Origin of the sequence: Pseudomonas sp. NBRC 111143 (assembly GCF_001320965.1) — a bacterium.
Classification (GTDB): Bacteria; Pseudomonadota; Gammaproteobacteria; order Pseudomonadales; family Pseudomonadaceae; genus Aquipseudomonas; species Aquipseudomonas machongensis.
Genome location: NZ_BCBT01000058.1, coordinates 1 through 22293 on the forward strand (window position 1 = coordinate 1; position 22293 = coordinate 22293).

At 65.2% G+C, this 22293-nt stretch carries 21 protein-coding genes; 12 read left to right on the forward strand and 9 right to left on the reverse strand.

Going from position 1 to position 22293, the window contains the following annotated elements:
* Positions 1–26: 26 nt before the first annotated feature.
* Positions 27–476: a hypothetical protein gene (locus APH44_RS23930; protein WP_054894891.1), complete on the reverse strand. Its 450-nt coding sequence runs from the start codon at positions 474–476 to the stop codon at positions 27–29.
* A gap of 110 nt (positions 477–586) precedes the next feature.
* Positions 587–1480, reverse strand: a complete 894-nt coding sequence (locus tag APH44_RS23935; RefSeq protein WP_054894892.1) for a helix-turn-helix domain-containing protein — start codon at positions 1478–1480, stop codon at positions 587–589.
* Between the two features lie 196 nt (positions 1481–1676).
* Between APH44_RS23935 and APH44_RS23940 the strand changes: the two genes are divergently transcribed.
* From APH44_RS23940 to APH44_RS23955, 4 genes are all read left to right on the forward strand, one after another.
* A complete protein-coding gene (locus APH44_RS23940) occupies positions 1677–2582 on the forward strand; it encodes a DMT family transporter (protein WP_054894893.1) in 906 nt (301 codons plus the stop codon).
* A gap of 84 nt (positions 2583–2666) precedes the next feature.
* Positions 2667–4178 (forward strand): glucosyltransferase domain-containing protein, encoded by a 1512-nt coding sequence (locus tag APH44_RS23945; RefSeq protein ID WP_054894894.1) that lies wholly within the window; start codon positions 2667–2669, stop codon positions 4176–4178.
* Complete coding sequence (locus tag APH44_RS23950) at positions 4175–4561, forward strand: GtrA family protein (RefSeq protein WP_367613733.1); 387 nt, start codon at positions 4175–4177, stop codon at positions 4559–4561. Before APH44_RS23945 ends, APH44_RS23950 begins: the two co-directional genes overlap by 4 nt.
* Entirely contained in the window at positions 4558–5496 is a 939-nt protein-coding gene (locus APH44_RS23955) for a glycosyltransferase family 2 protein (RefSeq protein ID WP_054894895.1), read from the forward strand. Before APH44_RS23950 ends, APH44_RS23955 begins: the two co-directional genes overlap by 4 nt.
* Positions 5497–5630: 134 nt before the next feature.
* On the opposite strand, the gene APH44_RS23960 is transcribed toward APH44_RS23955, so the two are convergent.
* Positions 5631–6605: a D-glycerate dehydrogenase gene (locus tag APH44_RS23960; RefSeq protein ID WP_054894896.1), complete on the reverse strand. Its 975-nt coding sequence runs from the start codon at positions 6603–6605 to the stop codon at positions 5631–5633.
* A 113-nt stretch (positions 6606–6718) separates the two neighbouring features.
* Complete coding sequence (locus APH44_RS23965; protein ID WP_054894897.1) at positions 6719–7666, reverse strand: LysR family transcriptional regulator; 948 nt, start codon at positions 7664–7666, stop codon at positions 6719–6721.
* Between the two features lie 180 nt (positions 7667–7846).
* On the opposite strand from APH44_RS23965, the gene APH44_RS23970 reads away from it, so the two are divergent.
* The 4 genes from APH44_RS23970 to APH44_RS23985 are packed head-to-tail and all read left to right on the forward strand — an operon-like array spanning position 7847 to position 12578.
* Positions 7847–9361, forward strand: a complete 1515-nt coding sequence (locus tag APH44_RS23970) for an efflux transporter outer membrane subunit (protein ID WP_054894898.1) — start codon at positions 7847–7849, stop codon at positions 9359–9361.
* Complete coding sequence (locus APH44_RS23975) at positions 9361–11517, forward strand: FUSC family protein (RefSeq protein ID WP_054894927.1); 2157 nt, start codon at positions 9361–9363, stop codon at positions 11515–11517. The genes APH44_RS23970 and APH44_RS23975 overlap by 1 nt, the downstream gene beginning before the upstream one ends.
* Positions 11507–11707 carry a DUF1656 domain-containing protein gene (locus APH44_RS23980; protein ID WP_054894899.1) on the forward strand — a complete coding sequence of 67 codons (201 nt, stop codon included), beginning with the start codon at positions 11507–11509 and terminating at the stop codon, positions 11705–11707. The genes APH44_RS23975 and APH44_RS23980 overlap by 11 nt, the downstream gene beginning before the upstream one ends.
* Positions 11708–11717: 10 nt before the next feature.
* Positions 11718–12578: an HlyD family secretion protein gene (locus APH44_RS23985; protein ID WP_054894900.1), complete on the forward strand. Its 861-nt coding sequence runs from the start codon at positions 11718–11720 to the stop codon at positions 12576–12578.
* Positions 12579–12581: 3 nt separating this feature from the next.
* Here APH44_RS23985 and APH44_RS23990 read toward each other — a convergent pair whose 3' ends face one another.
* A complete protein-coding gene (locus APH44_RS23990; RefSeq protein WP_054894901.1) occupies positions 12582–13028 on the reverse strand; it encodes a universal stress protein in 447 nt (148 codons plus the stop codon).
* Between the two features lie 274 nt (positions 13029–13302).
* Between APH44_RS23990 and APH44_RS23995 the strand changes: the two genes are divergently transcribed.
* From APH44_RS23995 to APH44_RS24010, 4 genes are all read left to right on the forward strand, one after another.
* Positions 13303–14208: a LysR family transcriptional regulator gene (locus APH44_RS23995; protein WP_054894902.1), complete on the forward strand. Its 906-nt coding sequence runs from the start codon at positions 13303–13305 to the stop codon at positions 14206–14208.
* Between the two features lie 122 nt (positions 14209–14330).
* Positions 14331–15872 (forward strand): MFS transporter, encoded by a 1542-nt coding sequence (locus APH44_RS24000; protein ID WP_054894903.1) that lies wholly within the window; start codon positions 14331–14333, stop codon positions 15870–15872.
* 23 nt (positions 15873–15895) lie between these two features.
* Positions 15896–16957 (forward strand): HlyD family secretion protein, encoded by a 1062-nt coding sequence (locus APH44_RS24005; protein ID WP_054894904.1) that lies wholly within the window; start codon positions 15896–15898, stop codon positions 16955–16957.
* Positions 16954–18402 carry an efflux transporter outer membrane subunit gene (locus APH44_RS24010; RefSeq protein ID WP_054894905.1) on the forward strand — a complete coding sequence of 483 codons (1449 nt, stop codon included), beginning with the start codon at positions 16954–16956 and terminating at the stop codon, positions 18400–18402. Before APH44_RS24005 ends, APH44_RS24010 begins: the two co-directional genes overlap by 4 nt.
* Positions 18403–18605: 203 nt before the next feature.
* Here APH44_RS24010 and APH44_RS24015 read toward each other — a convergent pair whose 3' ends face one another.
* From APH44_RS24015 to APH44_RS24030, 4 genes are all read right to left on the reverse strand, one after another.
* Complete coding sequence (locus APH44_RS24015; RefSeq protein ID WP_054894906.1) at positions 18606–19418, reverse strand: SDR family oxidoreductase; 813 nt, start codon at positions 19416–19418, stop codon at positions 18606–18608.
* A gap of 139 nt (positions 19419–19557) precedes the next feature.
* A complete protein-coding gene (locus APH44_RS24020; RefSeq protein WP_054894907.1) occupies positions 19558–20022 on the reverse strand; it encodes a hypothetical protein in 465 nt (154 codons plus the stop codon).
* 132 nt (positions 20023–20154) lie between these two features.
* Entirely contained in the window at positions 20155–21609 is a 1455-nt protein-coding gene (locus APH44_RS24025; RefSeq protein WP_054894908.1) for a mannose-1-phosphate guanylyltransferase/mannose-6-phosphate isomerase, read from the reverse strand.
* A gap of 35 nt (positions 21610–21644) precedes the next feature.
* Positions 21645–22292 carry an alginate O-acetyltransferase AlgF gene (locus APH44_RS24030; protein WP_054894909.1) on the reverse strand — a complete coding sequence of 216 codons (648 nt, stop codon included), beginning with the start codon at positions 22290–22292 and terminating at the stop codon, positions 21645–21647.
* Between the last annotated feature and the right edge of the window lies 1 nt (position 22293).

Consider the following 22293-nt stretch of genomic DNA (forward strand, 5'->3'; position numbering starts at 1 on the left):
TAGAGTGCTTTCAATACACTCAGTCATCAACGTGGTTCACGCGGGTAAGGGAAGTTGAAATACCCTTTTCTGAGGATGAACCCGTCTGCCGTTCCAGAGAAGCTGACGATGCACCTTCCGTCGATGTTGTTCAGATCGACAACACCTTTTATTGAACGGAGGGCGGTTCCTCCCAGGATGATTCCGGGGATGATGCCGACTTTCCCGCCGTCATGTTCATCCCTGGTGACAAAAGGGTAGTTCCCATCTTTGGTCCCATTGGGAACGTTCAGAACGACCCGATCAACCGGGGGATCCATATACGCGATGATCTGAGTGAAGCCTGCGTTGAACTCATAATCAATCTTGGCATTCGAGGTCTCATACGTATGTTCGCTCTCGAAGCCATACCACTTCAGGCTAAAGTAAGGTTCCGGCGATCTATCCGGCGCAGTTGAACCATAAGAGGCGTCGGGGAGTTTTGTGATCTTGTCCATGTTCCACTCCTGAGCGATAGATTCAGTGAAGGACGATAGGTGCCTGCTGAAGCTAAGCAATTGATCAGGAGCCCACAACTAGCAGAATTATCAGGTACCCAGGCGAAGGTTTACCTGCTCGCAAGTTCTATTCTGCCCAACGCAGCGCGATATTCCCCGGGCGTTGCGCCCATCGCCTGCCTGAAGCGGTTGCTGAAATGGCTGGCACTGGCAAACCCGCACAGCAATGCCACCTGCCCCAGCGGCAGGTCGCCCTGGCGCAGTAACCGGCACGCCTGGTGCAGCCGGCGCGCCAGCAGGTATTGGTGTGGCGGCAGGCCGAAGCTTGCGCGGAACATCCGGGCAAAGTGGTATTCGGACAGATTGCAGCGCAGCGCCAGTTCGTTCAGTGAAAGCGGCTGATCGAGATTGGCCTCGATGTAGTCCACCAGATGCCGACGCTGGTGCGGCGCCAACCCGCCCTTGAGCTTTAGCCCCTGGCGCAGGCCGGCCTGGCCCAGCACGGCATGGTCGATGATGGCGTGGGCCAGGCTGCTGGCCAGCAGGCGCTCGGCAGGTTCGTTCCAGTCAAGCCCGATCAGTTGGTGAAAGCGCAGGGCCTGCTGTGGGTCGTCGAGGAAGGTGGCTTCGTGCAGCTGCATTTCCCGTGGCTCGCGGTCGAGCAGGCGAATGCAGCCGAGGGCGAACTGTTCTTCGCTGATGTACAGGTGCGCCAGGCGGATGGTGCCGTTGATCACCCAGTTGGACTCGTGGCCGGCCGGCATGATGCACAGTTTGTTCGGCGCGCCCTTGTCGCCCGGGCGCTGGCGGCGGAAGGTGCCGGTGCCGTCGGCGATGTAGCACGACAGGGTATGGTGGCTGGGGGCGAGGTAGTCACGCGCATCGTCACGGTTGCGCCACAGGGCTGCGGCCAGGCCCTCGCCCATTTGCGCGCTGGCTTCCAGGCGGGCGTTGGGCGAGCTGTGCATGGCGTTGAAGACTTGCAGCTGATGAAGTGGCGGCATGGGCGATTCCTCTGGAGGGCTATCGTACTGCGGCGCGAGCGCAATGGGAGTGGTTGCCGACGTAAAAGCGCAAGTTTGTGCAAGCGCGGGGCGGGGCGAGGGGGACACACTTCGTGAGCGGCGGTGGGTTCTTCGCGGGCAAGCCCGCTCCCACCGCCGCTCCCGCAGACCGTCGCCAGCCCCAAGGACCCCGCCCATGAACCTGTCGCTCTACCTGCTCACCGTCCTGATCTGGGGCACCACCTGGATCGCCCTGAAGCTGCAATTGGGTGTGGTCGAGATCCCGGTATCGATCGTCTACCGCTTTGCCCTGGCAGGTCTGATCCTGTTCGCGATCCTGCTGCTGACCCGTCGCCTGCAACCGATGAATCGGCGTGGGCACCTGATCTGCCTGGCCCAGGGGCTTTGCCTGTTCTGTGTCAACTTCATGTGCTTCCTCACCGCCAGCCAGTGGATCGCCAGCGGCCTGATCGCCGTGGTGTTCTCCACCGCGACCCTGTGGAACGCGCTCAACGCGCGGATCTTCTTCGGCCAGAAGATCGCCGCCAACGTGCTGGGCGGTGGCGCCATGGGCTTGCTGGGGTTGGGCCTGCTGTTCTGGCCCGAGCTGTCCGGACACGCCGCCAGCCGTGAAACCCTGGTCGGCCTGGGCCTCGCGTTGCTGGGTACCCTGTGCTTCTCGGCCGGCAACATGCTTTCCAGCCTGCAACAGAAGGCGGGCCTCAAGCCGATGACCACCAACGCCTGGGGGATGGTGTACGGTGCGACCCTGCTGGGGTTGTATTGCCTGGTCAATGGCGTGCCCTTCGCCATGGAGTGGAACACCCGCTATATCGGTTCGCTGCTGTACCTGGTGATTCCAGGTTCGGTGATTGGCTTTACCGCCTACCTTACCCTTGTCGGGCGCATGGGCCCGGAGCGGGCGGCGTATTGCACGGTGCTGTTCCCGCTGGTAGCGCTGAACGTGTCGGCATTCGCCGAAGGCTATCAGTGGACGGCACCGGCATTGCTGGGGCTGGTCGCCGTGATGGCCGGTAATGTGCTGGTGTTTCGCAAGCCCCGGTTTGCCAAGGCCACCCAGGCAGCGTTGGCCATGAAGTGAGGCCTGTGCCCGACACCGATGCAGAAGACGCTGGCGCTGCGCTGTCTACACTTGGCCAAACCCCTTGATCCTGCAAGGTAGGCCATGCCGACAGCCCAGCCGTGGAACCGCCCCCTGACACCGCGCCAGGCGCACCTGCTCTGCCTGCTCGCACTTGCCCTGCATGTGCTGCCGCTGATTCTCGCCGACTCGATGTACCTCGACGATGTCTGGCGCGCGCAGACCGCCACGGGGAACTGGACCGCCGAAGGGCGCCTGCTCACCCAGTGGCTGCATGCAGGGCTGAGCTTCGCCGGCGGGGCGATCAACCTGTTCCCCTTGCCGCTGCTGTTGAGCCTGCCAGTGGCGGCCTATGCCCTGGCGCGCCTGGCCATTCACTACTTCGGCCAGCCGCGCCCGACCGACCTGCTCGTGGTGTTGCCGCTGTGGTACAGCCCGTTCTTCCTGCAGAACCTGTCATACCAGTACGACGGGCCCGCCATGGCACTGGGTCTGGCGACGATGATCCTGGCGGTGAGCCTCGATCCACGCCGGTTGTTCGCCGGCACCGTCTTGATTGCCTGCGGCCTGGGTTTCTACCAGGTGACGCTGAATGTATTCATCGGCTTGTGTTGCATCGACGCGGTGCGTGGCCTGTTGCGCGGCGATCCGCTGGCCCGGCTGGGCAAGGTGGTGATCTTGCGTGTGGTGCAGATGTTGTTGGGCGCGCTGGTGTATCTGTCGGTGGCGATGCCATGGATGTCCGAGCAGCGTTTGACCATGCTGGCAGTGGATGCTGCGCTGCCGGGCGAAGTGATAACGCGCCTGGGCACGGCGTTCGAGCATGTCGCCCTGCTGCTGACGCCCGGCAACCTGGTCCTGGCGGCGGGGCTGGCACTGCTGGCCGCCGCTGGGCTGTGGCGCGATGGTCGAGGTATCCATCGGCAGCACGGCCTGCCAGGCCTGCTCGTGCGCGTCGCCGGCCTGCTGCTGGCGGTGCTGGTGCTGGTGGTGATGACCAGCGGCGTGATGCTGGCATTCGACTATTTCATTCATGGCGCACGCACCCTGATGGGCTTTGCCTGCGTGCTGGTGCTACTGCTCTACCTGGCCAGGCGCGGGCTGGGTGACCGCGCGCCTGATCGCGCGCTGATTCTCTGCCTGCCGCTGTTGTCGATGCTGGCGCTGGCCTACGCCCATGGCCGTCTGCTGGAGGCGCAGAAGGCGCAGTTCGCGGCGATCGGTCAGTACATCGGTCAGGACATCCTCAGCCACCCCGCGCTGGACAAGGCCCGCGCCTATTACCTGCTCGAACGCAACCAGGCCGATGGTTGGTTGCCTGCTGCCGCTGGCGCGCAGGCCCGGGCACCATTGCTCAAGTTCATCCGCAGTTCGGACTTCGTACTCTTGCCGGAGATGATGGCGCGCGTCGGTATCGGCCAGTTCTATATCAACAGCAGCGCCAACCAGAGCCCGGCGCCGACCTGGCGCGCCGATGACCTGCTGGCCCGCGGCGGCACACCGGTAGTGGACAACCGCCTGTACAGCATTTACCTCATCGGCGACCAGGGTTATGTGGTGACCAAGCCGCAGCCCAAACCCTGGACGCTGCCTTGAACGCCGGTGCGGGCGGGCTGTTGGACCAGATGCGGCGTTATGTGCTGGTCGGGTTGGGCAACACCCTGGTGCACGGGTCGGTGTTCTTCCTGCTGCACCTGCTGCTGGGGTTGCGCCAGGCGCCAAGCAACCTGCTGGCGTTTGCCGTTGCGGCGAGCCTGTCGTACTACGTCAACGCCCGCTACACCTTCGCGGCCAGGCCCAGCAAGCGGCGCTACTTGCTGTTCCTGCTGGGCATGGGGATAGTGAGTGTGGCGGTGGGTGCGCTTTCCGACTGGGCGCGCCTGTCACCCTGGCTGACCCTCGTGATCTTTTCCATGGTCAGCCTTGTAGCGGGTTACAGCTACTCGCGCAGTGTGGTCTTCAGACGGAGGACGCCATGAACATCACCCTCATCGTGCCGGTGTACAACGAGCAGGACACCCTCGAACACTTCTACCGCACCGTGCGTGCCGAGCCGTCGCTGCAGGGCATGACGGTGGAGATCCTGTTCGTCAATGACGGCAGCAGCGACGAGACCGAGGCGATCTGCGCCGAGCTTGCGCTACGCGATGAATGGGTCACGGTGATCAACTTCTCGCGCAACTTCGGCAAGGAGTCGGCGCTGTTCGCCGGGCTCGAATATGCCGATGGCGATGCCATGGTGCCGATCGATGTCGACTTGCAGGACCCCATCGAACTGATCGCGCAGATGGTCGAGCGTTGGCAGCAGGGCGCCGACGTGGTCCTGGCCAAGCGTCGCAGCCGCGATGCCGACACCCCGCTCAAGCGCTGGAGTGCGCGCCTTTATTACCGGCTGCACAACCGTATCGCCTCCACTCATATCGAAGAGAACGTCGGTGATTTTCGGCTGCTCGACCGCAAGGTGGTCGCCGCGATCCGCCAGTTGCCGGAGCAGCAGTTGTTCATGAAGGGCGTGTTGTCGTGGGTAGGATTTCGCACCGAGATCATCGAATACGACCGCCCGCCGCGGGTGGCGGGGGAGAGCAAGTTCGGCCTGTGGCGGCTGTGGAACCTGGCGCTGGACGGCATCACCTCGTTCAGTACCGTGCCGTTGCGGTTGTGGACCTACATCGGCGCGGGGGTGTCGCTGTTCGCGCTGGTATTCGCGGTGTACCTGATCGTGCAGAAGGTACTGTGGGGGATCGACCTGCCAGGGTATCCGTCGTTGCTGTCGGCGATCCTGTTCCTGGGCGGGGTGCAGCTGATCGGGATCGGGATACTGGGCGAGTATGTCGGGCGGATCTACCAGGAGACCAAGCACCGGCCGCGGTATGTGGTGCGCAGGGTGCTGGGCAGGCGGCGCCAGCCGCGGTGAGCCTGTTGGATGGGTGCTGGCCTCTTCGCGGGCAAGCCCGCTCCCACAACAGCCCACATAGCTTCTGAATACGGTGGTGTTACCTGTGGGAGCGGGCTTGCCCGCGAAGAGGCCGGTACAGTCAGCGGCCAGGCTCAGCCCTTCCACACCTGCGGATTCACCAGGTCCCGTGGCCGCTCGCCCAGCAACGCTGCGCGCAGGTTCTCCATTGCCCGGTTGGCCATGGCATCGCGGGTCTCGGCAGTCGCCGAGCCGATGTGCGGCAGGGTGAGCGCGTTGGGCAGCTTGAACAGCGGAGAATCGGCCAGCGGCTCCTTCTCGTACACATCCAGCCCTGCGCCACGGATGGTGCCAGCTTGCAGCGCTTCGACCAGCGCCGCCTCGTCCACCACCGGCCCGCGGGCGATGTTGATCAGGAAGGCGCTCGGCTTCATCAGCTTCAGCTCACGGGCGCCGATCAGCTTGCGGGTGGCATCGGACAACGGCACCACGATGCAGACGAAATCGGACTCGGCCAGCAACTGCTCCAGGCTGCGGAACTGCGCGCCCAGTTCCTGCTCCAGCGCGCTCTTGCGGCTGTTGCCGGCATACAGGATCGACATGTTGAAGCCCAGGCGACCACGGCGTGCCACGGCGGCGCCGATGTTGCCCATGCCGACGATGCCCAGGGTCTTGCCGTGCACGTCGCTACCGAAATGTGCCGGGCCTACGGTTGCCTGCCAATTGCCGGCCTTGGTCCAGGCGTCCAGCTCGGCGGTACGGCGGGCACAGCCCATGATCAGCGAAAAGCCCAGGTCGGCGGTGCTTTCGGTGAGCACGTCGGGGGTGTTGGTCAGGGCGATGCCGCGTTCGTTGAAGTAGTCCAGGTCGTAGTTGTCGTAACCGACCGACACGCTCGACACCACCTCCAGCTTGCCCGCACCTTCGAGCTGCGCGCGGCCGAGCTTGCGGCCGACGCCGATCAGGCCGTGAGCCTCAGGCAGCGCTTCGTTGAACTGGGCATTGATGTCGCCCAGCTTGGGATTGGGCAGGATCACGTTGAAGTCGTGCTGCAGGCGCTCGGCCATGGCCGGGGTGATACGGCTGAAGGCCAGGACGGTCTTTTTCATCGGGCTACTTCTCTGCAAGGCGGTGGGACGATGGCGGCCCGCGAAAAGGCCGCCGCGAATCAACGATTGGTTAGCAACCTACCATTGTCCCCACCTTCAGTGCAGCAGCTTTTTCAGGTGGCGATCAGCAATTCATGGGTCTTCAGGTCCGCTTCATGCGCCGCCAGGATTTCCGGCAGCGAGTTGCGCAGGTACTCGACCCAGGTCTTGATCTTGGCATCCAGGTACTGGCGCGACGGGTAGATCGCGTACAGGTTCAGCTCCTGCAGGCGATAGTCGGGCATCACCCGCACCAGGCTGCCGTCGCGCAGGCCGTCGATGGCAGAGTAGATCGGCAGCACGCCCACCCCCATGCCACTGCGGATCGCGGTCTTCATCGCGTCGGCGGAGTTCACCTGGAACGGCGAGCTGGTGATGTTGACCATTTCCTGGCCTTCCGGGCCGTCGAACAACCATTTTTCCAGCGGAATCACCGGGCTGACCATGCGCAGGCACTGGTGCTTGAGCAGGTCGGCAGGCTTGTGTGCGATGCCGTGGCGAGCAATGTAGTCGGGCGAGGCGCAGACGATGCTGTAGGTGATGCCCAGGCGCTGGGAGACGAACCCCGAATCCGGCAGCTCGCTGGCCAGCACGATGGACACGTCGTAGCCCTCGTCGAGCAGGTCTGGCACGCGGTTGGCCATGGTCAGGTCGAATGTGACGTCTGGGTGCGTTTCGCGGTAGCGGGCGATGGCATCGACCACGAAATGCTGGCCGACGCCGGTCATCGAATGCACTTTGAGCTGCCCGGCCGGGCGGGCGTGGGCATCGCTGGCCTCGGCTTCGGCCTCCTCGACGAAGGTCAGGATCTGTTCGCAGCGCATCAGGTAGCGCTTGCCCGCTTCGGTCAGGGCGATGCGCCGTGTGGTGCGATTGAGCAAGCGGGTTTGCAGATGGGCTTCCAGGTTGGAGACCGCTCGCGACACGTTGGCGGTGGTCGTATCCAGCTGCGCAGCGGCGGCGGTGAAGCTGCCGAGCTGGGCTACACAACTGAAAGCACGCATGTTTTGCAGGGTGTCCATGGGTCACTCTCGATCTAGAGGACAAAATTGTGACATGAAGTGACGAAAAAGAACGTCCGACCAAAGCCGGATTATCGCTGTTTTGGTAACAAAGATTCGCAGGAATATGCGCTTATCGCCAATGAAACCCGCCCCTAGAATTGCCCGGCCCCTTCACCTCTTCCTCGGGAAATCGCAGCTGTGCCGCGTCGCAACATCGGAGCGCTTCGAGCGCTCAGTGCCTGTGCCCTTAGCCTGTCCTTGAGCGGCTGTATCGGAACCTGGGGCATCGCCCCGCAAAGCAAGACGCTGCAAGCCAACCAACTCGCCACCGACACTGCCATCCGCGAAGCCGACCGCGACGCCCATTGGCCTGCGCAGCAATGGTGGCGCGCCTATGGTGATCCCCAGCTCGATCGCTGGATGGACCTCGCGGTTGCCGATAGCCCGAGCCTGGCCATGGCCGCGGCGCGGGTGCGCCAGGCCAGGGCCCTGGCCGGTGTGGTCGAGTCGGCGGAACGCCTCCAGGCCAACGGCGAGGCGACCCTCAAGCGCCACAACTGGCCGGAGGACCAGTTCTACGGTCCCGGCGCCCTGTCCGGCGCCAATACCTGGGACAACAACGCCGCCATTGGCCTGAGCTACGCCCTCGACCTGTGGGGCCGTGAACGCAACGCCACTGAGCAGGCGCTGGACCAGGCGCACATGCGCGCCGCCGAAGCCCGCCAGGCCCAGCTCGAATTGCACGACAACGTGGTGCGCACCTACATCCAGCTGAGCCTGCATTTCGCCCAGCGCGACATCGTCCAGGCCGAGCTGGAGCAGCAGGAGCAGATCCTCGCGTTGGCCAGGCGGCGCCTCGAAGCCGGGATCGGCACCCATCTGGACGTCAGTCAGGCCGAAGCGCCGTTGCCGGAAACCCATCGGCAGCTCGACAGCCTCGATGAAGAAATCGCCCTGACGCGCAATCAATTGGCGGCACTGGCCGGCAAGGGGCCGGGCGAGGGGGCCAGTCTGCAGCGCCCGACACTGACGCTCGCGGCGCCGCTGTCCTTGCCCTCGGCATTGCCCGCCGAGCTGGTCGGCCAGCGCCCCGACGTGGTCGCCAGCCGCTGGCAGGTGGCAGCCCAGGCCCGCGGCATCGAGGTCGCCCACGCAGGCTTCTTCCCCAATGTCGACCTGGTCGGCGGCCTTGGTTTCATGGCCACCGGTGGCGGGCCGCTGGAGTTTCTCACCGGCCGCAAGTTCAACTACAACGTCGGGCCTGCCATCAGCTTGCCGATCTTCGATGGCGGGCGGCTGCGCGCGCAGTTGGGTGAAGCTTCGGCCGGCTACGACATGGCTGTTGCCCATTACAACGAAACAGTGGTCGGGGCGTTGAAGGGGATTTCCGACCAGTTGATCCGTCGCGAGTCGATGGCGCAGCAGGCACACTTCGCGGCCGAATCGGTCGCCGCCGCGCAGAAGACCTACGACATCGCCACGGTTGCCTTCCAGCGCGGGCTGACCGACTACCTGAACGTGCTCAATGCGCAGACCCTGCTGTTTCGCCAGCAGCAGATCCAGCAGCAGGTCCAGGCTGCGCGCTTGAGTGTGCACGCCGAGCTGGTCACGGCGTTGGGCGGTGGTCTTGGCGCGGGCAGCGACGTGCCGGATGAGGCGCATCAGGCGGTGCCGAAAGCGCCGGCCCTGATTGCCTCGGGACGCGAGCAATGATGCGTTGGCTGTCCAGCCTGGAATGGCGCCGGGGCTTCTTTGCCTGGGCGCGCACCGACGGGGTGACCTGGGTCTACATCTTCAAGGTGCTCGCTGCGGCGTTCCTCACCCTCTGGCTGGCCATGCGCCTGGAGCTGCCGCAGCCGCGCACGGCGATGATCACCGTGTTCATCGTCATGCAGCCGCAGAGCGGGCATGTGTTCGCCAAGAGTTTCTATCGCATGCTCGGCACCCTGGCCGGTTCGGCGATGATGGTCGCGCTGATCGCGATCTTCCCGCAGAACACCGAGCTGTTCCTGCCCAGCCTGGCGCTGTGGGTCGGCCTGTGCTCGGCAGGGGCCATGCGCTATCGCACCTTCCGCGCCTATGGCTTCGTGCTGGCCGGTTATACCGCGGCGATGATCGGCCTGCCGGTACTCCAGCACCCTGACCAGGCGTTCATGGCCGCGGTATGGCGGGTGCTGGAGATTTCCCTGGGGATTCTCGTCTCGACCCTGGTCAGTGCCGCGATCCTGCCGCAATCGGCCAGCGCCGCCATGCGCAATGCCTTGTACCAGCGCTTCGGCGTGTTTGCCGGGGTGGTGGTCGAGGCCCTGCGCGGCAACAGCCAGCGTGCGCTGTTCGAGTCGTGCAACGTGCGTTTCATCGCCGAGGCGGTGGGGCTGGAGAGCCTGCGCAACGTCACCGCCTTCGAAGACCCGCACATGCGCAGGCGCTCCGGGCGCCTGGTGCGCATGAACAGCGAATTCATGGCCATCACCACCCGTTTCAACGCCTTGCACCGTTTGCTCGAACGCCTGCGTGCACGCGGCCCGGCGCAGATCGTCGGCGCCATCGAGCCGGGCTTGCATACCTTGGCGCAATTGCTCGAGCCCTACGTCGGGCGAGCCCTGACCGATGCCGATGCGCTACGCCTGACCCTGGAACTGGCAGCCTACAAGGATGGCCTCCAGGCGCAGGTGCGCGGGCTGCGTGCGGCGTACCTGGAGACCGGCCCCAGCGACGCCGACCTGCTGGACTTCCACACCACCTACGAGCTGCTCTACCGCCTGGTCGACGACCTCTACAGCTACGCCCAGACCCACGCCTCACTGGCCGCGCACAACCACGAACGCGAGCAGTGGGACGAGCCCTATGTGGCACAGACCAGCTGGCTGGTATCGCTGGCCGCCGGCGTGCGTGGCGCCGCGGTGCTGTTGCTGCTGGGCAGCTACTGGCTGCTCAGCGACTGGCCCAGCGGCGCCATGATGACGCTGATCGCCACGGTCACCGCCGGCCTTTCGGCAGCCTCGCCCAACCCCAGGCGCATGTCGTTCCAGATGGCGTGCGGCACCCTGCTCGGGGCGTTCATCGGTTTCTTCGAGACCTTCTTCGTATTCCCCTGGATCGACGGTTTCGCCCTGCTGTGCATGGTGCTGGCGCCGGTGTTCGTGCTCGGTGCGTTCCTCTCGTCGCGTCCGGCCTATGCCGGTTTTGGCGTGGGCTTGCTGGTGTTCTTCGCCATCGGTTCGGTGCCCAACAACCTCACGGTCTACGACCCGTATGCCTTCATCAACGATTACATCGGCATGATCATCGGCATGCTGGTCTGCGCTGCTGCCGGGGCGATCATTCTGCCGCCGAACAGCCGTTGGCTATGGAGCCGTCTGGAGCAGGACCTGCGCGAACAGGTGCTGTTCGCCATCGGTGGGCGCCTGCGTGGCCTGGGCTCGGCTTTCGAAAGCCGCACCCGCGACCTGCTGCACCAGGCCTATGGCCTGGCGGCCGGCAAGCCGCAGGTGCAGGCCGAGCTGATGGGCTGGATGTTCGTAGTATCGGAAGTCGGTCACGCCGTGATCGAACTGCGCAAGGAGCAGGCCAATGCCCCGGTGCACCCGGCCTATGCCGAATCGCAGCCCTGGCGCCAGGCGATCAGGGTGATGGGGCGCGCCCTGGCGCGGCTGTTCCTGCAGCCCAACGCCAGCAACCACGAGCGCGCGCTGGTGGCGGTCGACCACGCCATCAGCCGCGTGCAGGCCACCGACGAACCTTTCGGCCGGCACTTCGACACGTCGGTGCTGCGCCGCGCGCAGAGCTACCTGCACTTCATCCGCACCTCGCTGCTCGACCCCCAGTCACCCCTGGCCCCGGCCAAAGGATTGCACCATGCCCCGTGAGATCGCCTTCCATGGCGTGTACATGCCCACCATGACCCTGATGTTCCTGTTCGCTGCAGGCCTGGCCTGGGGCCTGGACCGCTTCATCGCCAGCCACGACGGCTATCGCTTCTTCTGGCACCCGGCGCTGTTGCGCCTGTCCCTGTTCGTCTGCCTGTTCGGCGCACTGGCGCTGTCTGTCTACTGGTGAGAAACCTTCGATGAAAAAGTTCTTCAGCCTCCTCGCCACCCTGCTGGTGCTGACCGCTGCCGTGGTGATCGGCCGCCAGTTGTGGCTGCACTACATGACCACGCCCTGGACTCGCGACGGTCGCGTGCGCGCCGACATCATCAACGTCGCGGCCGATGTGCCGGGCTATGTGGTGGACGTGCCGGTGCGTGACAACCAGCAGGTGAAGAAGGGCGATGTGCTGATCCGCATCGACCCCGAGCACTATCGCCTGGCCGTGGAGCAGGCCCGGGCGCTGGTCGCCTCGCGCAAGTCCACCTGGGAGATGCGCAAGGTCAACGCACGGCGCCGTGCCGACCTGGACAACCTGGTCATCTCCAAGGAGAACCGCGACGACGCCAGCAATATCGCCAACGCCGCCCTGGCCGATTATCAGCAGGCCCAGGCACAACTGGCAGCGGCCGAGCTGAACCTCAAGCGCACCGAGATCGTCGCCACGGTCGACGGCTACGTCACCAACCTGAACATCCACAAGGGCGATTACGCCCGCACCGGCGAGGCGGTGATGGCGGTGGTGGACGAGCATTCGTTCTGGGTTTACGGCTTCTTCGAGGAGACCAAGCTGCCGCATGTGAAGGTGGGGGACCAGGCCGAGCTGCAGATGATGAGCGGCGAGTTGCTCAAGGGGCATGTCGAGAGCATTGCCCGCGGCATCTACGACCGCGACAACCCGCAGAGCCGCGAGCTGGTCGCCGATGTGAACCCGACCTTCAACTGGGTGCGCCTGGCGCAGCGGGTGCCGGTGCGGATTCATATCGATGAAGTGCCAGAGGGCTACCTGCTGGCGGCGGGCACGACCTGCACGGTGGTGGTCAAACCGGGCGGTGCGTGAGGGTCACTCGCCTGCCGGGCAGACCAGCACCGGCACCTGTACCCGGTCGATCACCTTGCTGCTGATCGACGGGTCCAGCAGCCTGCCGAGGCGCGAAAGGTGCCGGTGGCCCATGATGATCAGCTCGCAGCCGAGTTCCCGGGTCTTGTCGACGATGGCCTCGACCGGTTGCGCAGCGACCATGCACCCCTGGCATTGGAAACCCGCTTCGCGCAGCGTGGCCACGGCTTGTTGCAGGGCGCGTTCGGCCAGTTGCTGCTCCTCGCAGGCGGCGGGGTATTCCTCCAGTTCCTGCTCGGTATAGGACGCCGGGCGCTCGTGCACGGCGAAGGTCGGGTCGATGGCCAGCAGTACCTGCAATGGATGTTCGCCGGGGCGGCAGTAGCGGCGGGCGAGGTCGATCAGGGGGGCGCTGGCGGGGGAGGCGTCGATGGCGATGAGGATGGGCATTGGCGGGGCCTTGTGTCAGGGCGGGTGAGCGGTGTCGATCTTTTCGCGGGCAAGCCCGCTCCCACTGGTTGCCATGTGAGAACAACTGTCATGTTCAAATTTGACAGCCAGCTAAATCCTTGTGGGAGCGGGCTTGCCCGCGAAAAGAACCCCACCATTCTCGAACCTTCCCCCAACCTGGATAAATGGCCCCCCACGCACGGCGTCATTGCACCAGACGCAATCGTGCGACCTGCTACCATCGCGTTTCCCACACTCGCCACGGAAACCGGCCATGCAACTCCCGGACATGAACCTGCTTGTCGCCCTCGATGCCCTGCTCGACGAGGGCAGTGTGGTGGGCGCTGCGCAGCGCATGAACCTGAGCCCGGCGGCGATGAGCCGCACACTGGGGCGCATCCGCGACGCGCTGGGCGACCCGATTCTGGTGCGCGCCGGGCGCGGCCTGGTGCCGACACCCCGCGCGCTGGCCCTGCGTGACCAGGTGCGGGCGCTGGTCGAGCAGGCCGGGCTGGTGTTCAACAGCGGCGAGGACGTCGACCTGCCGAACCTGGAGCGCGCTTTCAACATCCGCACCAATGACCTGTTCGTCGCGCTGTATGGCGCGCGCCTGCTTCACATGATGCTGGCTGAGGCACCGCGCACGGTGCTGCGTTTCGTGCCGGAAGCCCATGGCGATGACGACCTCGTGCTGCGCCACGGGCAGATCGACCTGGTGGTGAGTTCGAGCATCGAACTGGGGCCGGAGATCAAGGTGCAGCATCTGTTCGATACGCACTTCGTGGGCCTGGCGCGGGACGACCATCCGATCTTCGACGCGCCGATCACCCCCGAGCGCTTCGCTCGCTATCCACAGATCAGCGTGTCGCGGCGCGGGCGGGCCAATGGGCCGATCGACGTGGAGCTGAGCAACTACAAATTGCACCGGCGAGTGTCGCTGATCACCCCGAGCTTCCACTCGGCGATGTTCTCCCTGCCGGATTCCGACCTCATCCTGCCGATGCCGGCGAATATCCTTGGCAATGTGCTGAAGTTCGGGCTGCCGCTGCGCTCGTTCGAGATTCCGGTGGAGTTGGAGAAGGTGCGGGTGATGCAGGCCTGGCATCCACGCTTCGACAATGACCCGGCGCATCGGTGGCTGCGGCGCACGCTGAAGGCGTGTTGCGGGACCGAGCCTTGAGGCCACCATCGAAAGCGGATTGCGTCTGGCGCAATATAAAACTGCCAACAAGTCAGTTTTCGTAAGCATTGCCCGCCCCTAGACTTCCCACAGCTGAAAAATGTTGCTGGAGATGTCTAGAAATGAGTTCCCTGAGCGCACCCGCCGCTGCACTCGCTGCCGCCCCGGTGGCTGCTGCGCCCGCGCAGACGCCATTCGGCCTGCGCGTGGTGGTGGGGTTGTTCGGTGTGTTGCTGGCGGTGCTTTGCGCCGGGCTCAACGAGGCGGTGACGAAGATTTCCCTGGCCGATATCCGCGGCGCCATGGGCATCGGCGCCGACGAGGGCGCCTGGCTGGTGGCGGTGTATGCCGCTGCATCGGTTTCGGCCATGGCCTTCGCACCTTGGCTGGCCACCACCTTCTCGCTGCGCCGCTTCACCATGACCGCCATTGGCCTGTTCGCCGTGCTGGGCCTGGTCCAGCCCTTGGCCCCCAACCTGCATAGCCTGATGCTGCTGCGGGTGCTCCAGGGCTTTGCCTCGGGGGCATTGCCGCCGATGCTGATGAGCGTGGCGCTGCGCTTCCTGCCGCCGAACATCAAGGTCTATGGCCTGGCCTGCTACGCCCTGACTGCCACGTTCGGGCCCAACCTCGGCACGCCACTGGCGGGCCTGTGGACCGAATATGTCGGCTGGCAGTGGGCGTTCTGGCAGATCATCCTGCCCTCGGCACTGGCGATTTTCTGCGTCGGTTGGGGCCTGCCGCAGGACCCGCTGCGCCTGGAGCGCTTCCGGCAGTTCGACTGGCGCGGCGTGCTGCTGGGGTTGCCGGCCATCAGCAGCATCGTGCTGGGCCTGTCGCTGGGCGATCGTTGGGGCTGGTTCGATTCGCCGCTGATCTGCTGGTTGCTGGGCGGTGGCCTGCTGCTGCTGGTGCTGTTCATGTACAACGAATGGTCCGAGCCCTTGCCGTTCTTCCAGTTGCGCATGCTGTCGCGGCGCAACCTGAGCTTCGCCCTGGTGACCTTGGCCGGCGTGCTGGTCGTGCTTTCCGGCGTAGGTAGCATTCCTTCGGCGTACCTGGCGCAGATCCAGGGGTATCGCCCGGCGCAGACCAGCCCGCTGATGATGCTGGTGGCCATGCCGCAACTGATCGCGCTGCCGCTCACCGCAGCGCTGTGCAATATCCGCGCGGTGGACTGCCGCTGGGTACTGGCGAGCGGGCTGGCGATGCTGGCGGCCTCGTGCGTGGGCAGCAGCCTGCTCACCAGCGAATGGATCCGCGGTGATTTCTACCCGTACTACCTGTTGCAGGTGTTCGGCCAGCCGATGGCGGTGCTGCCGCTGCTGATGCTTTCGACCAACGGAATGACCCCGCAGGAAGGCCCGTTCGCGTCCGCCTGGTTCAACACCGTGAAGGGCCTGGCGGCAGTGATCGCTACCGGTCTGCTCGATGCCCTGGGCACCCTGCGCAGGCATTTTCATTCCAACCATCTGGTCGACAGCCTGGGCAATGCGCCACTGCTGGACGACGGCGCGGCGAACCTGGCCAGGCGCCTTCACGAACAGGCCCTGGTACTGACCTCGGCCGACCTTTACCTGGTGATGGCCTGCATCGCCGTGGCCCTGATCTGCCTGATTCCCTTTGTGCCTACCCGGGTCTATCCGCCCCGTGCGGTGGCCTGACCCTGTAGTTCGAGACAAATGACATGACCCAAGCACGCAAGACAGTTTTCATCGGCTCGGTACTCGCCGTGGCCGTCCTCGCCGCCATCGTCGGCCCCTGGATGTTCGGCAGCGACCACCGCCAGAGCACCAACGACGCCTACGTCACCGCCGACTACACCGTGGTCGCGCCGAAGGTAGCAGGCTTCGTCAAGCAGGTGCTGGTCGAGGACAACCAGCAGGTCAAGGCCGGCCAGTTGCTGGCGACCATCGACGCTCGCGACTACCAGGCCGCACTGGATGCCGCCCAGGCCCAATTGCTGGTGGCCAAGGCGCAGGCCATCGATGCCCGCGCCACCCTCGAGCGCCAGGCGGCGCTGATCGCCCAGGCCGAGGCCGCGGTGAAGGCGGCGCAGGCCGAGGCCGGTTTCGCCGACCATGAAGTGACGCGCTACAGCCGCCTGGCCGAGCAGGGCGCCGGCACCGTGCAGAACGCCCAGCAGACGCGCAGCCGGGTCGACCAGGCTCGCGCGCGGCTGGCCAACACCCAGGCGGCACTGGTGGCCACGCGCAAGCAGGTGGACATCCTCCAGGCCCAGGTCGCCAGCGCCGATGGCCAACTCAAGCGCGCCGAAGCCGGCGTGGAAAAAGCCGAGCTGGACCTCTCCTACACCCGCATCACCGCGCCGGTGGACGGCATGGTCGGCGAACGCGCGCTGCGTGTTGGCGCCTACGTCAATCCAGGCGCGCGGCTGCTGTCGGTTGTGCCACTGCAACAGGCCTATGTGGTCGGCAACTTCCAGGAAACCCAACTGACCCATGTGCAGCCCGGCCAGCCGGTGCGCATCAGTGTCGATACCTTCTCCGGCGAGACCCTGCACGGGCATGTCGAGAGCATCGCGCCGGCCACCGGCGTCACCTTCGCCGCGGTGAAGCCGGACAACGCGACCGGCAACTTCACCAAGGTGGTGCAGCGGATTCCGGTGAGGATCGTCTTCGATGATGGGCAGCCTTTGCTCGAGCGTCTTCGTGTGGGCATGTCGGTGGAGGCGACCATCGATACCCAGGGCGACACCCTGGCTGGCAAAGAGGTGACTGCGCGATGAAAGCCCATCCAGCGATTGCGGCAGCCGCTTCCACAGTGCTGCTCGCCGCGCTGTTGGCCGGCTGCACCCTCGGCCCGGATTTCCAGCGCCCCGACAGCCAGGCGCTGCAGCAGTGGAACGCCCTGGAGGGCGAGCAGGCGGCGAGCCAGCCTGTGGTAGAGCCGCTGCAACTGCGCTGGTGGGACAGCTTTCATGACCCGCGCCTGAGTGCGCTGATCGAGCAGGTCGCAGCGCGCAACCTCGATCTGCAGATCGCCAGCGCACGCCTGCTGCAGAGCCGGGCGCTGCGCAGTACCGTCGCAGCCGACGAGCTGCCGTCGGTGGATGCCAACGCTGGCTACAGCCGTGCGCGCAACAGCGCCGAAGGGCTGAGCGACCCATCTGGCAAGGCGGGCAAGTCGGCCTTCAACCTGTGGCAGGGCGATCTTGTAGCGGGTTGGGAGTTGGACTTCTGGGGGCGGGTGCGGCGCCAGGTCGAGGCGGCCGATGCCAGTGTCGAGGTGGCCGAGAATGACCGCAATGGCATGCTGCTGGCGCTGCTCGCCGAGACTGCGGGTGACTACATTCAGTTGCGCGCGGTGCAGCATACCCTGCAGGTCACCGAGGATAACCTGAAGGTTGCCCGGCACAGCCTGAAGCTGTCCGAGGACCGCCAGGCCGAGGGTGTCGCCACTCGCCTCGACGTGGCCCAGGCCAATGCCCAGGTGGCGTCGATCGAAGCGCGCCTGCCGACCTTGCAGGCGCGCCGCGATGACCTGATCAATGCCCTGAGCCTGCTGGCGGCCGAGCCGCCGCGCAGTTTGCAGACCACCTTGCTGGACGCTGGCGCGTTGCCGGCGCCGGAGCAGAAGTTCGCCATCGGCGTGCCTTCGCAGCTGGCCGAGCGCCGCCCGGATATCCGCCAGGCAGAAGCCCGTCTGCATGCCGCCACCGCGAGCATCGGCGTGGCCAAGGCGGATTTCTACCCCAGCATCCGCTTGTCCGGGAGTGCCGGCTTCCAATCGATGCAACTGGCTGATTTCGGCAACTGGGATTCGCGGCGCTTCGCCTTCGGGCCGCAGTTGTCGTTGCCGATCTTCGAAGGCGGCCGCCTGAAAGGCACGCTCCAGTTGCGTGAGGCGCAGCAGCAGGAGGCGGCGCTGAACTACCGCAAGGTGGTACTCGGTGCCTGGCATGAGATCGACGATGTGCTGCGCTTGTACAACGCCAGCCAACTGCGCCGTGACCATTTGGCCGAGGCGGTGCGGCAGAACCGCATTGCCCTGGAAACGGCGCAGCGTCAGTACGTGGAAGGGGCGGTGGACTTTCTCAACGTGCTGACCGTGCAGTCGGCACTGTTGGCCAGCCAAGAGCAGTGGATCGACAGCTCGGCGGCCGTATCGCAGGCGCTGGTGGGGCTTTACAAGGCGCTTGGGGGCGGCTGGCAGGCGTTCGACAAGGTTTGAGACGGGTGGTGGATTCTTCGCGGGCAAGCCCGCTCCCACAGGATGGACAGCACCGATTCTGTACTTGTGGGAGCGGGCTTGCCCGCGAAGAATCCACCACCGCTTCAAAGCGGCCGCAACAACCCGAAGCGCCCCCACAGGATGGACAGCACCGATTCTGTACTTGTGGGAGCGGGCTTGCCCGCGAAGAATCCACTACTGCTTCAAAGCGGGCGCAACAACCCGAAGCGCTTGCGCAACACCTTGTCCAGCAACCGCTGCGGCAGCAGCCGTGCCATCAACGGCAAGGCGGTGCTGCCATTGCCCAGCCTCACCAGCGCCGGTGTCGGCGTCTTGCGTGTGGCTCCCAGCAATCCCTGGGCAAAGGTCGCCGCTGGGGTCGGCCTGTCCTGCGAGGCGCGAGCCCTGGCCTGCACCTGCTCGCGCAACGGCCACCACGGCGAATCCGCTGCCAGTACCTGCTCGGCTTCGTGCTGTGCATTGCTGGCGAACTGCGAAGCGATCGCCCCGGGCTGCACTTCCATCACCCGGATCCCGAACGGTGCCAGCTCCAGGCGCAGGGCGTCGCTGAGCGCATGCACGGCGGCCTTCGAGGCACAGTAGGCCCCGGCGAAGGGGGTGACCAGGACTCCGGACACGCTGCCGATGTTCACCACCAGGCCTTTGGAGCGGCGCAGCAGCGGGAACAGGGCGCGGGTCACGCCGACCAGCGAGAACACATTGGTTTCGAACTGGCGCTGCAGGGCTTCGACGCCGCCGTCGAGCAGCGGGCCCATGGCGCCGTAGCCGGCGTTGTTGATCAGGATGTCGAGTTCCGGCAATTCCTCGGCCAGTCGTGCCAGGGCCTGAGGGTCGTTGACGTCCAGTTGCCGGGCGACGAAGCCTGCGGCGGCGAGGCGCTCGACATCTTCAGCTTTGCGGGCGGTGGCCCAGACCTGGTGGCCGGCATCGCGGAAAGTATCGGCCAGGGCGCGGCCGATGCCGCTGGAACAACCGGTGATGAGAACGGTGGGCATGGTCAGGGTCTGCTGTCAGGTGGGACGTACAGCGTCTGCGCCGGCCTCTTCGCGGGCAAGCCCGCTCCCACAGGTACTGCACAATTCCTCAGACTGTGGGAGCGGGCTTGCCCGCGAAGAGGCCGGTGCAGGCGCCCGGTCAATTGGCAAATGTACCCTGCAGGTGCTCGGCACGAAACTCCAGGGTCTGCGCACGATAGCCAGAGCGCAGCGGTGGCAATGGCAGGCAGTCTGTCCATTCGGCACCCGGCTGCAGCTCACCGGGCCCACGATAGCGCGGCGCGGCATAGGTGTTTTCGGCAAGGTTGACCGTATCGCCCGGGGTGTAGGCGGCAACCCGCCAGCGCAGCTCGGTGAGCGGCACCTTGTTGCCGTTCTTCATTCGTACTTGCAGGGCGCGGTCGGCGGGGCATTGATCGGGCGCATAGCTCAGGCGCAGATCGAGACGTGCCAGTTGCGAGGCTTCGCGGCTGTCCTGCCAGACCACGAGCAGTGCGACCAGGCCCAGGCCGCACACGGCGGCCATGGAAATCGGCAGGGCCTTGGCCGGGTAGCGCAGTAGCAGGACCAGCCAGGTGAGGATGAGAAAGGCGCCGATGATCATGAGGGTGCAGGCCTTGGTTGGGCGGTTCGATCATCGTAGCGGGAAATGACGCATGGCTCAAAAACGCCATCGCGGAACACGTCGCAGCGGCGAACCGCCGCTGCGACTTGTTCCGCGATGAAAGCGCTGCCGTTACTGCGCGATGGTCTTCACCGAAACCCCACGTTCGACCGGCGTAGAGGTGCGCCCGTACACATCCTCGAAGCGCTCGATATCATCCTCGCCCAGGTAGCTCCCGGACTGCACTTCGATGATCTCCAGCGGGATCTTGCCCGGATTGCGCAGGCGGTGCACCGAGGCAATCGGGATGTAGGTCGACTGGTTCTCGGTGAGCAGGAACACGTTCTCGTCGCAGGTCACCTCGGCGGTGCCGCTGACCACGATCCAGTGCTCGGCGCGGTGGTGGTGCATCTGCAGCGACAGGCTGGCGCCTGGCTTGACGGTGATGTGCTTGACCTGGAAGCGTCCACCCATGTCCACCGAGTCGTAGGAGCCCCACGGACGGTACACCTCGAGGTGGTTCTGCGTCTCGCTGCGGCCTTGCTGGTCGAGGGTGTTGACCAGTTGCTTGACGCCCTGGACCTTGTCCTTGTGGGCAATCATCATCGCGTCCTTGGTCTCGACCACGACGATGTTCTCAAGGCCGATCACCGACACCAGCTTGCCGTTGCCGTGGATCATGCAGTTGTGGCTGTCTTGCACCACCACATCGCCCTTGGTGACGTTGCCGTTGTCGTCCTTCTCGTGCACATCCCACAGCGACGACCAGCAGCCCACGTCGCTCCAGCCGGCCGACAGCGGCACCACGCAGGCGCGCTGGGTCTTTTCCATCACCGCGTAGTCGATGGAGTTGTCCGGGCAGCAGGCGAAGGTGGCTTCGTCGATGCTCAGCACGTCGGCCTCTTCGTCGCTGCGCTCCAGGGCCAGCAGGCAGGTGTCGTAGATGTCCGGGTCGTGCTTTTTCAGCTCTTCGAGGAAGCGGCTGGCGCGGAACAGGAACATGCCGCTGTTCCAGAAGTAGCCGCCAGCGCGGACGAACTCGTTGGCGCGTTTCTCATCGGGCTTTTCGACGAACTGCGCGACCCGCGCCACACCCTCTGGCAGCAGGGCGTCCTGGCTGGAGCGGATGTAGCCGTAGCCGGTCTCGGGCTTGGTCGCCGGCACGCCGAACAGCACCATCTCGCCGCGCTCGGCCGCCACGGTGGCCAGGGCCAGGGCGCGTTGCAGGGCTTTCTGGTCCTCGATCACGTGGTCGGCGGGCAGCACCAGCATCAGCTCGTCGCGGCCCTCGTTGACCAGTTTCATGGCGGCCATCGCCACCGCTGGCGCGGTGTTGCGCCCGAAGGGCTCCATGAGGATGGCCTGGGTTTCGAGCTTCAGGCCCGCCAACTGCTCCTGGACGATGAACTTGTGGTCCTTGTTGCAGACCACGATGGGGGTATCCATGCCCTCGAACACCAGGCGCTGGAGGGTCTGCTGGAACAGGGTGTGTTCGCCGGTCAACGCCAGGAACTGCTTGGGGAACTGCTTGCGCGACAGAGGCCACAGACGCGAACCGCTACCACCAGAAAGAATTACCGGGATCATCATGTTTCTCCAATAGTCGTTTAGAGGCAGGGGGATCAGTTGCTAGCCACGGGGCGAGTTACCCATACCGGCGACAAGCTGTTGCCGGAACCGGTGACATACAGCACGGCCGCTTCGCCGCGCTCCAGGGCGACGGGTTTGACGTCGCTGACTTTCTTGTTGCCGTCGAACAGGGCCAGGTTGACCTTGACCGGATTGATTTCGCGCTCGCCGCGACCCTTGGCGGCCACCGGCTTGACCACTTCGGTCTTGCCGTCGGCGGTCTTGAGGGTCAGCGACTGGTCGCTGAGGTTCTGCACGCGCACCAGCGCTTTCTGCTTGTTCTTGAACGGTGGCTCCTCGATCAGTTGCGGGTTGCCGCCGTTGTTGTTGACCAGGGTGTAGTACTTGTCCGAGGCCAGCTTGACCGGCACGCTCTTGCCGCCGACCTGGGCGGTGTAGTCGCCGCCAGGCAGGAAGCTGAAGTCGCTGCTGGCCTGGGCACCGACCTGCTTGATCTGGGTATTGCCGACCGAGGCCGCGGTGGGCGCGGAACTTGCGTTGTACAGGCGCACGAAGGTCGAGCCTTTCGGGGCGCTAGGGCCATAGAGTGCGGCGTCGGCACCGGCGAAGGCCTGCAGCGATGCCAGGGAAAGGCCGGCCGCGAGGGTGAGGGCTTTGGCGATGGATGGCTTGTGAGTCATG

Excerpts from the sequence above, each read along its gene's own strand:
- APH44_RS23930 (WP_054894891.1), bottom strand. The coding sequence starts at position 476 with ATGGACAAGATCACAAAACTCCCCGACGCCTCTTATGGTTCAACTGCG.
- APH44_RS23935 (WP_054894892.1), bottom strand. The coding sequence starts at position 1,480 with ATGCCGCCACTTCATCAGCTGCAAGTCTTCAACGCCATGCACAGCTCG.
- APH44_RS23940 (WP_054894893.1), top strand. The coding sequence starts at position 1,677 with ATGAACCTGTCGCTCTACCTGCTCACCGTCCTGATCTGGGGCACCACC.
- APH44_RS23945 (WP_054894894.1), top strand. The coding sequence starts at position 2,667 with ATGCCGACAGCCCAGCCGTGGAACCGCCCCCTGACACCGCGCCAGGCG.
- APH44_RS23955 (WP_054894895.1), top strand. The coding sequence starts at position 4,558 with ATGAACATCACCCTCATCGTGCCGGTGTACAACGAGCAGGACACCCTC.
- APH44_RS23960 (WP_054894896.1), bottom strand. The coding sequence starts at position 6,605 with ATGAAAAAGACCGTCCTGGCCTTCAGCCGTATCACCCCGGCCATGGCC.
- APH44_RS23965 (WP_054894897.1), bottom strand. The coding sequence starts at position 7,666 with ATGGACACCCTGCAAAACATGCGTGCTTTCAGTTGTGTAGCCCAGCTC.
- APH44_RS23975 (WP_054894927.1), top strand. The coding sequence starts at position 9,361 with ATGCGTTGGCTGTCCAGCCTGGAATGGCGCCGGGGCTTCTTTGCCTGG.
- APH44_RS23980 (WP_054894899.1), top strand. The coding sequence starts at position 11,507 with ATGCCCCGTGAGATCGCCTTCCATGGCGTGTACATGCCCACCATGACC.
- APH44_RS23985 (WP_054894900.1), top strand. The coding sequence starts at position 11,718 with ATGAAAAAGTTCTTCAGCCTCCTCGCCACCCTGCTGGTGCTGACCGCT.
- APH44_RS23990 (WP_054894901.1), bottom strand. The coding sequence starts at position 13,028 with ATGCCCATCCTCATCGCCATCGACGCCTCCCCCGCCAGCGCCCCCCTG.
- APH44_RS23995 (WP_054894902.1), top strand. The coding sequence starts at position 13,303 with ATGCAACTCCCGGACATGAACCTGCTTGTCGCCCTCGATGCCCTGCTC.
- APH44_RS24000 (WP_054894903.1), top strand. The coding sequence starts at position 14,331 with ATGAGTTCCCTGAGCGCACCCGCCGCTGCACTCGCTGCCGCCCCGGTG.
- APH44_RS24005 (WP_054894904.1), top strand. The coding sequence starts at position 15,896 with ATGACCCAAGCACGCAAGACAGTTTTCATCGGCTCGGTACTCGCCGTG.
- APH44_RS24010 (WP_054894905.1), top strand. The coding sequence starts at position 16,954 with ATGAAAGCCCATCCAGCGATTGCGGCAGCCGCTTCCACAGTGCTGCTC.
- APH44_RS24015 (WP_054894906.1), bottom strand. The coding sequence starts at position 19,418 with ATGCCCACCGTTCTCATCACCGGTTGTTCCAGCGGCATCGGCCGCGCC.
- APH44_RS24020 (WP_054894907.1), bottom strand. The coding sequence starts at position 20,022 with ATGATCATCGGCGCCTTTCTCATCCTCACCTGGCTGGTCCTGCTACTG.
- APH44_RS24025 (WP_054894908.1), bottom strand. The coding sequence starts at position 21,609 with ATGATCCCGGTAATTCTTTCTGGTGGTAGCGGTTCGCGTCTGTGGCCT.
- APH44_RS24030 (WP_054894909.1), bottom strand. The coding sequence starts at position 22,292 with ATGACTCACAAGCCATCCATCGCCAAAGCCCTCACCCTCGCGGCCGGC.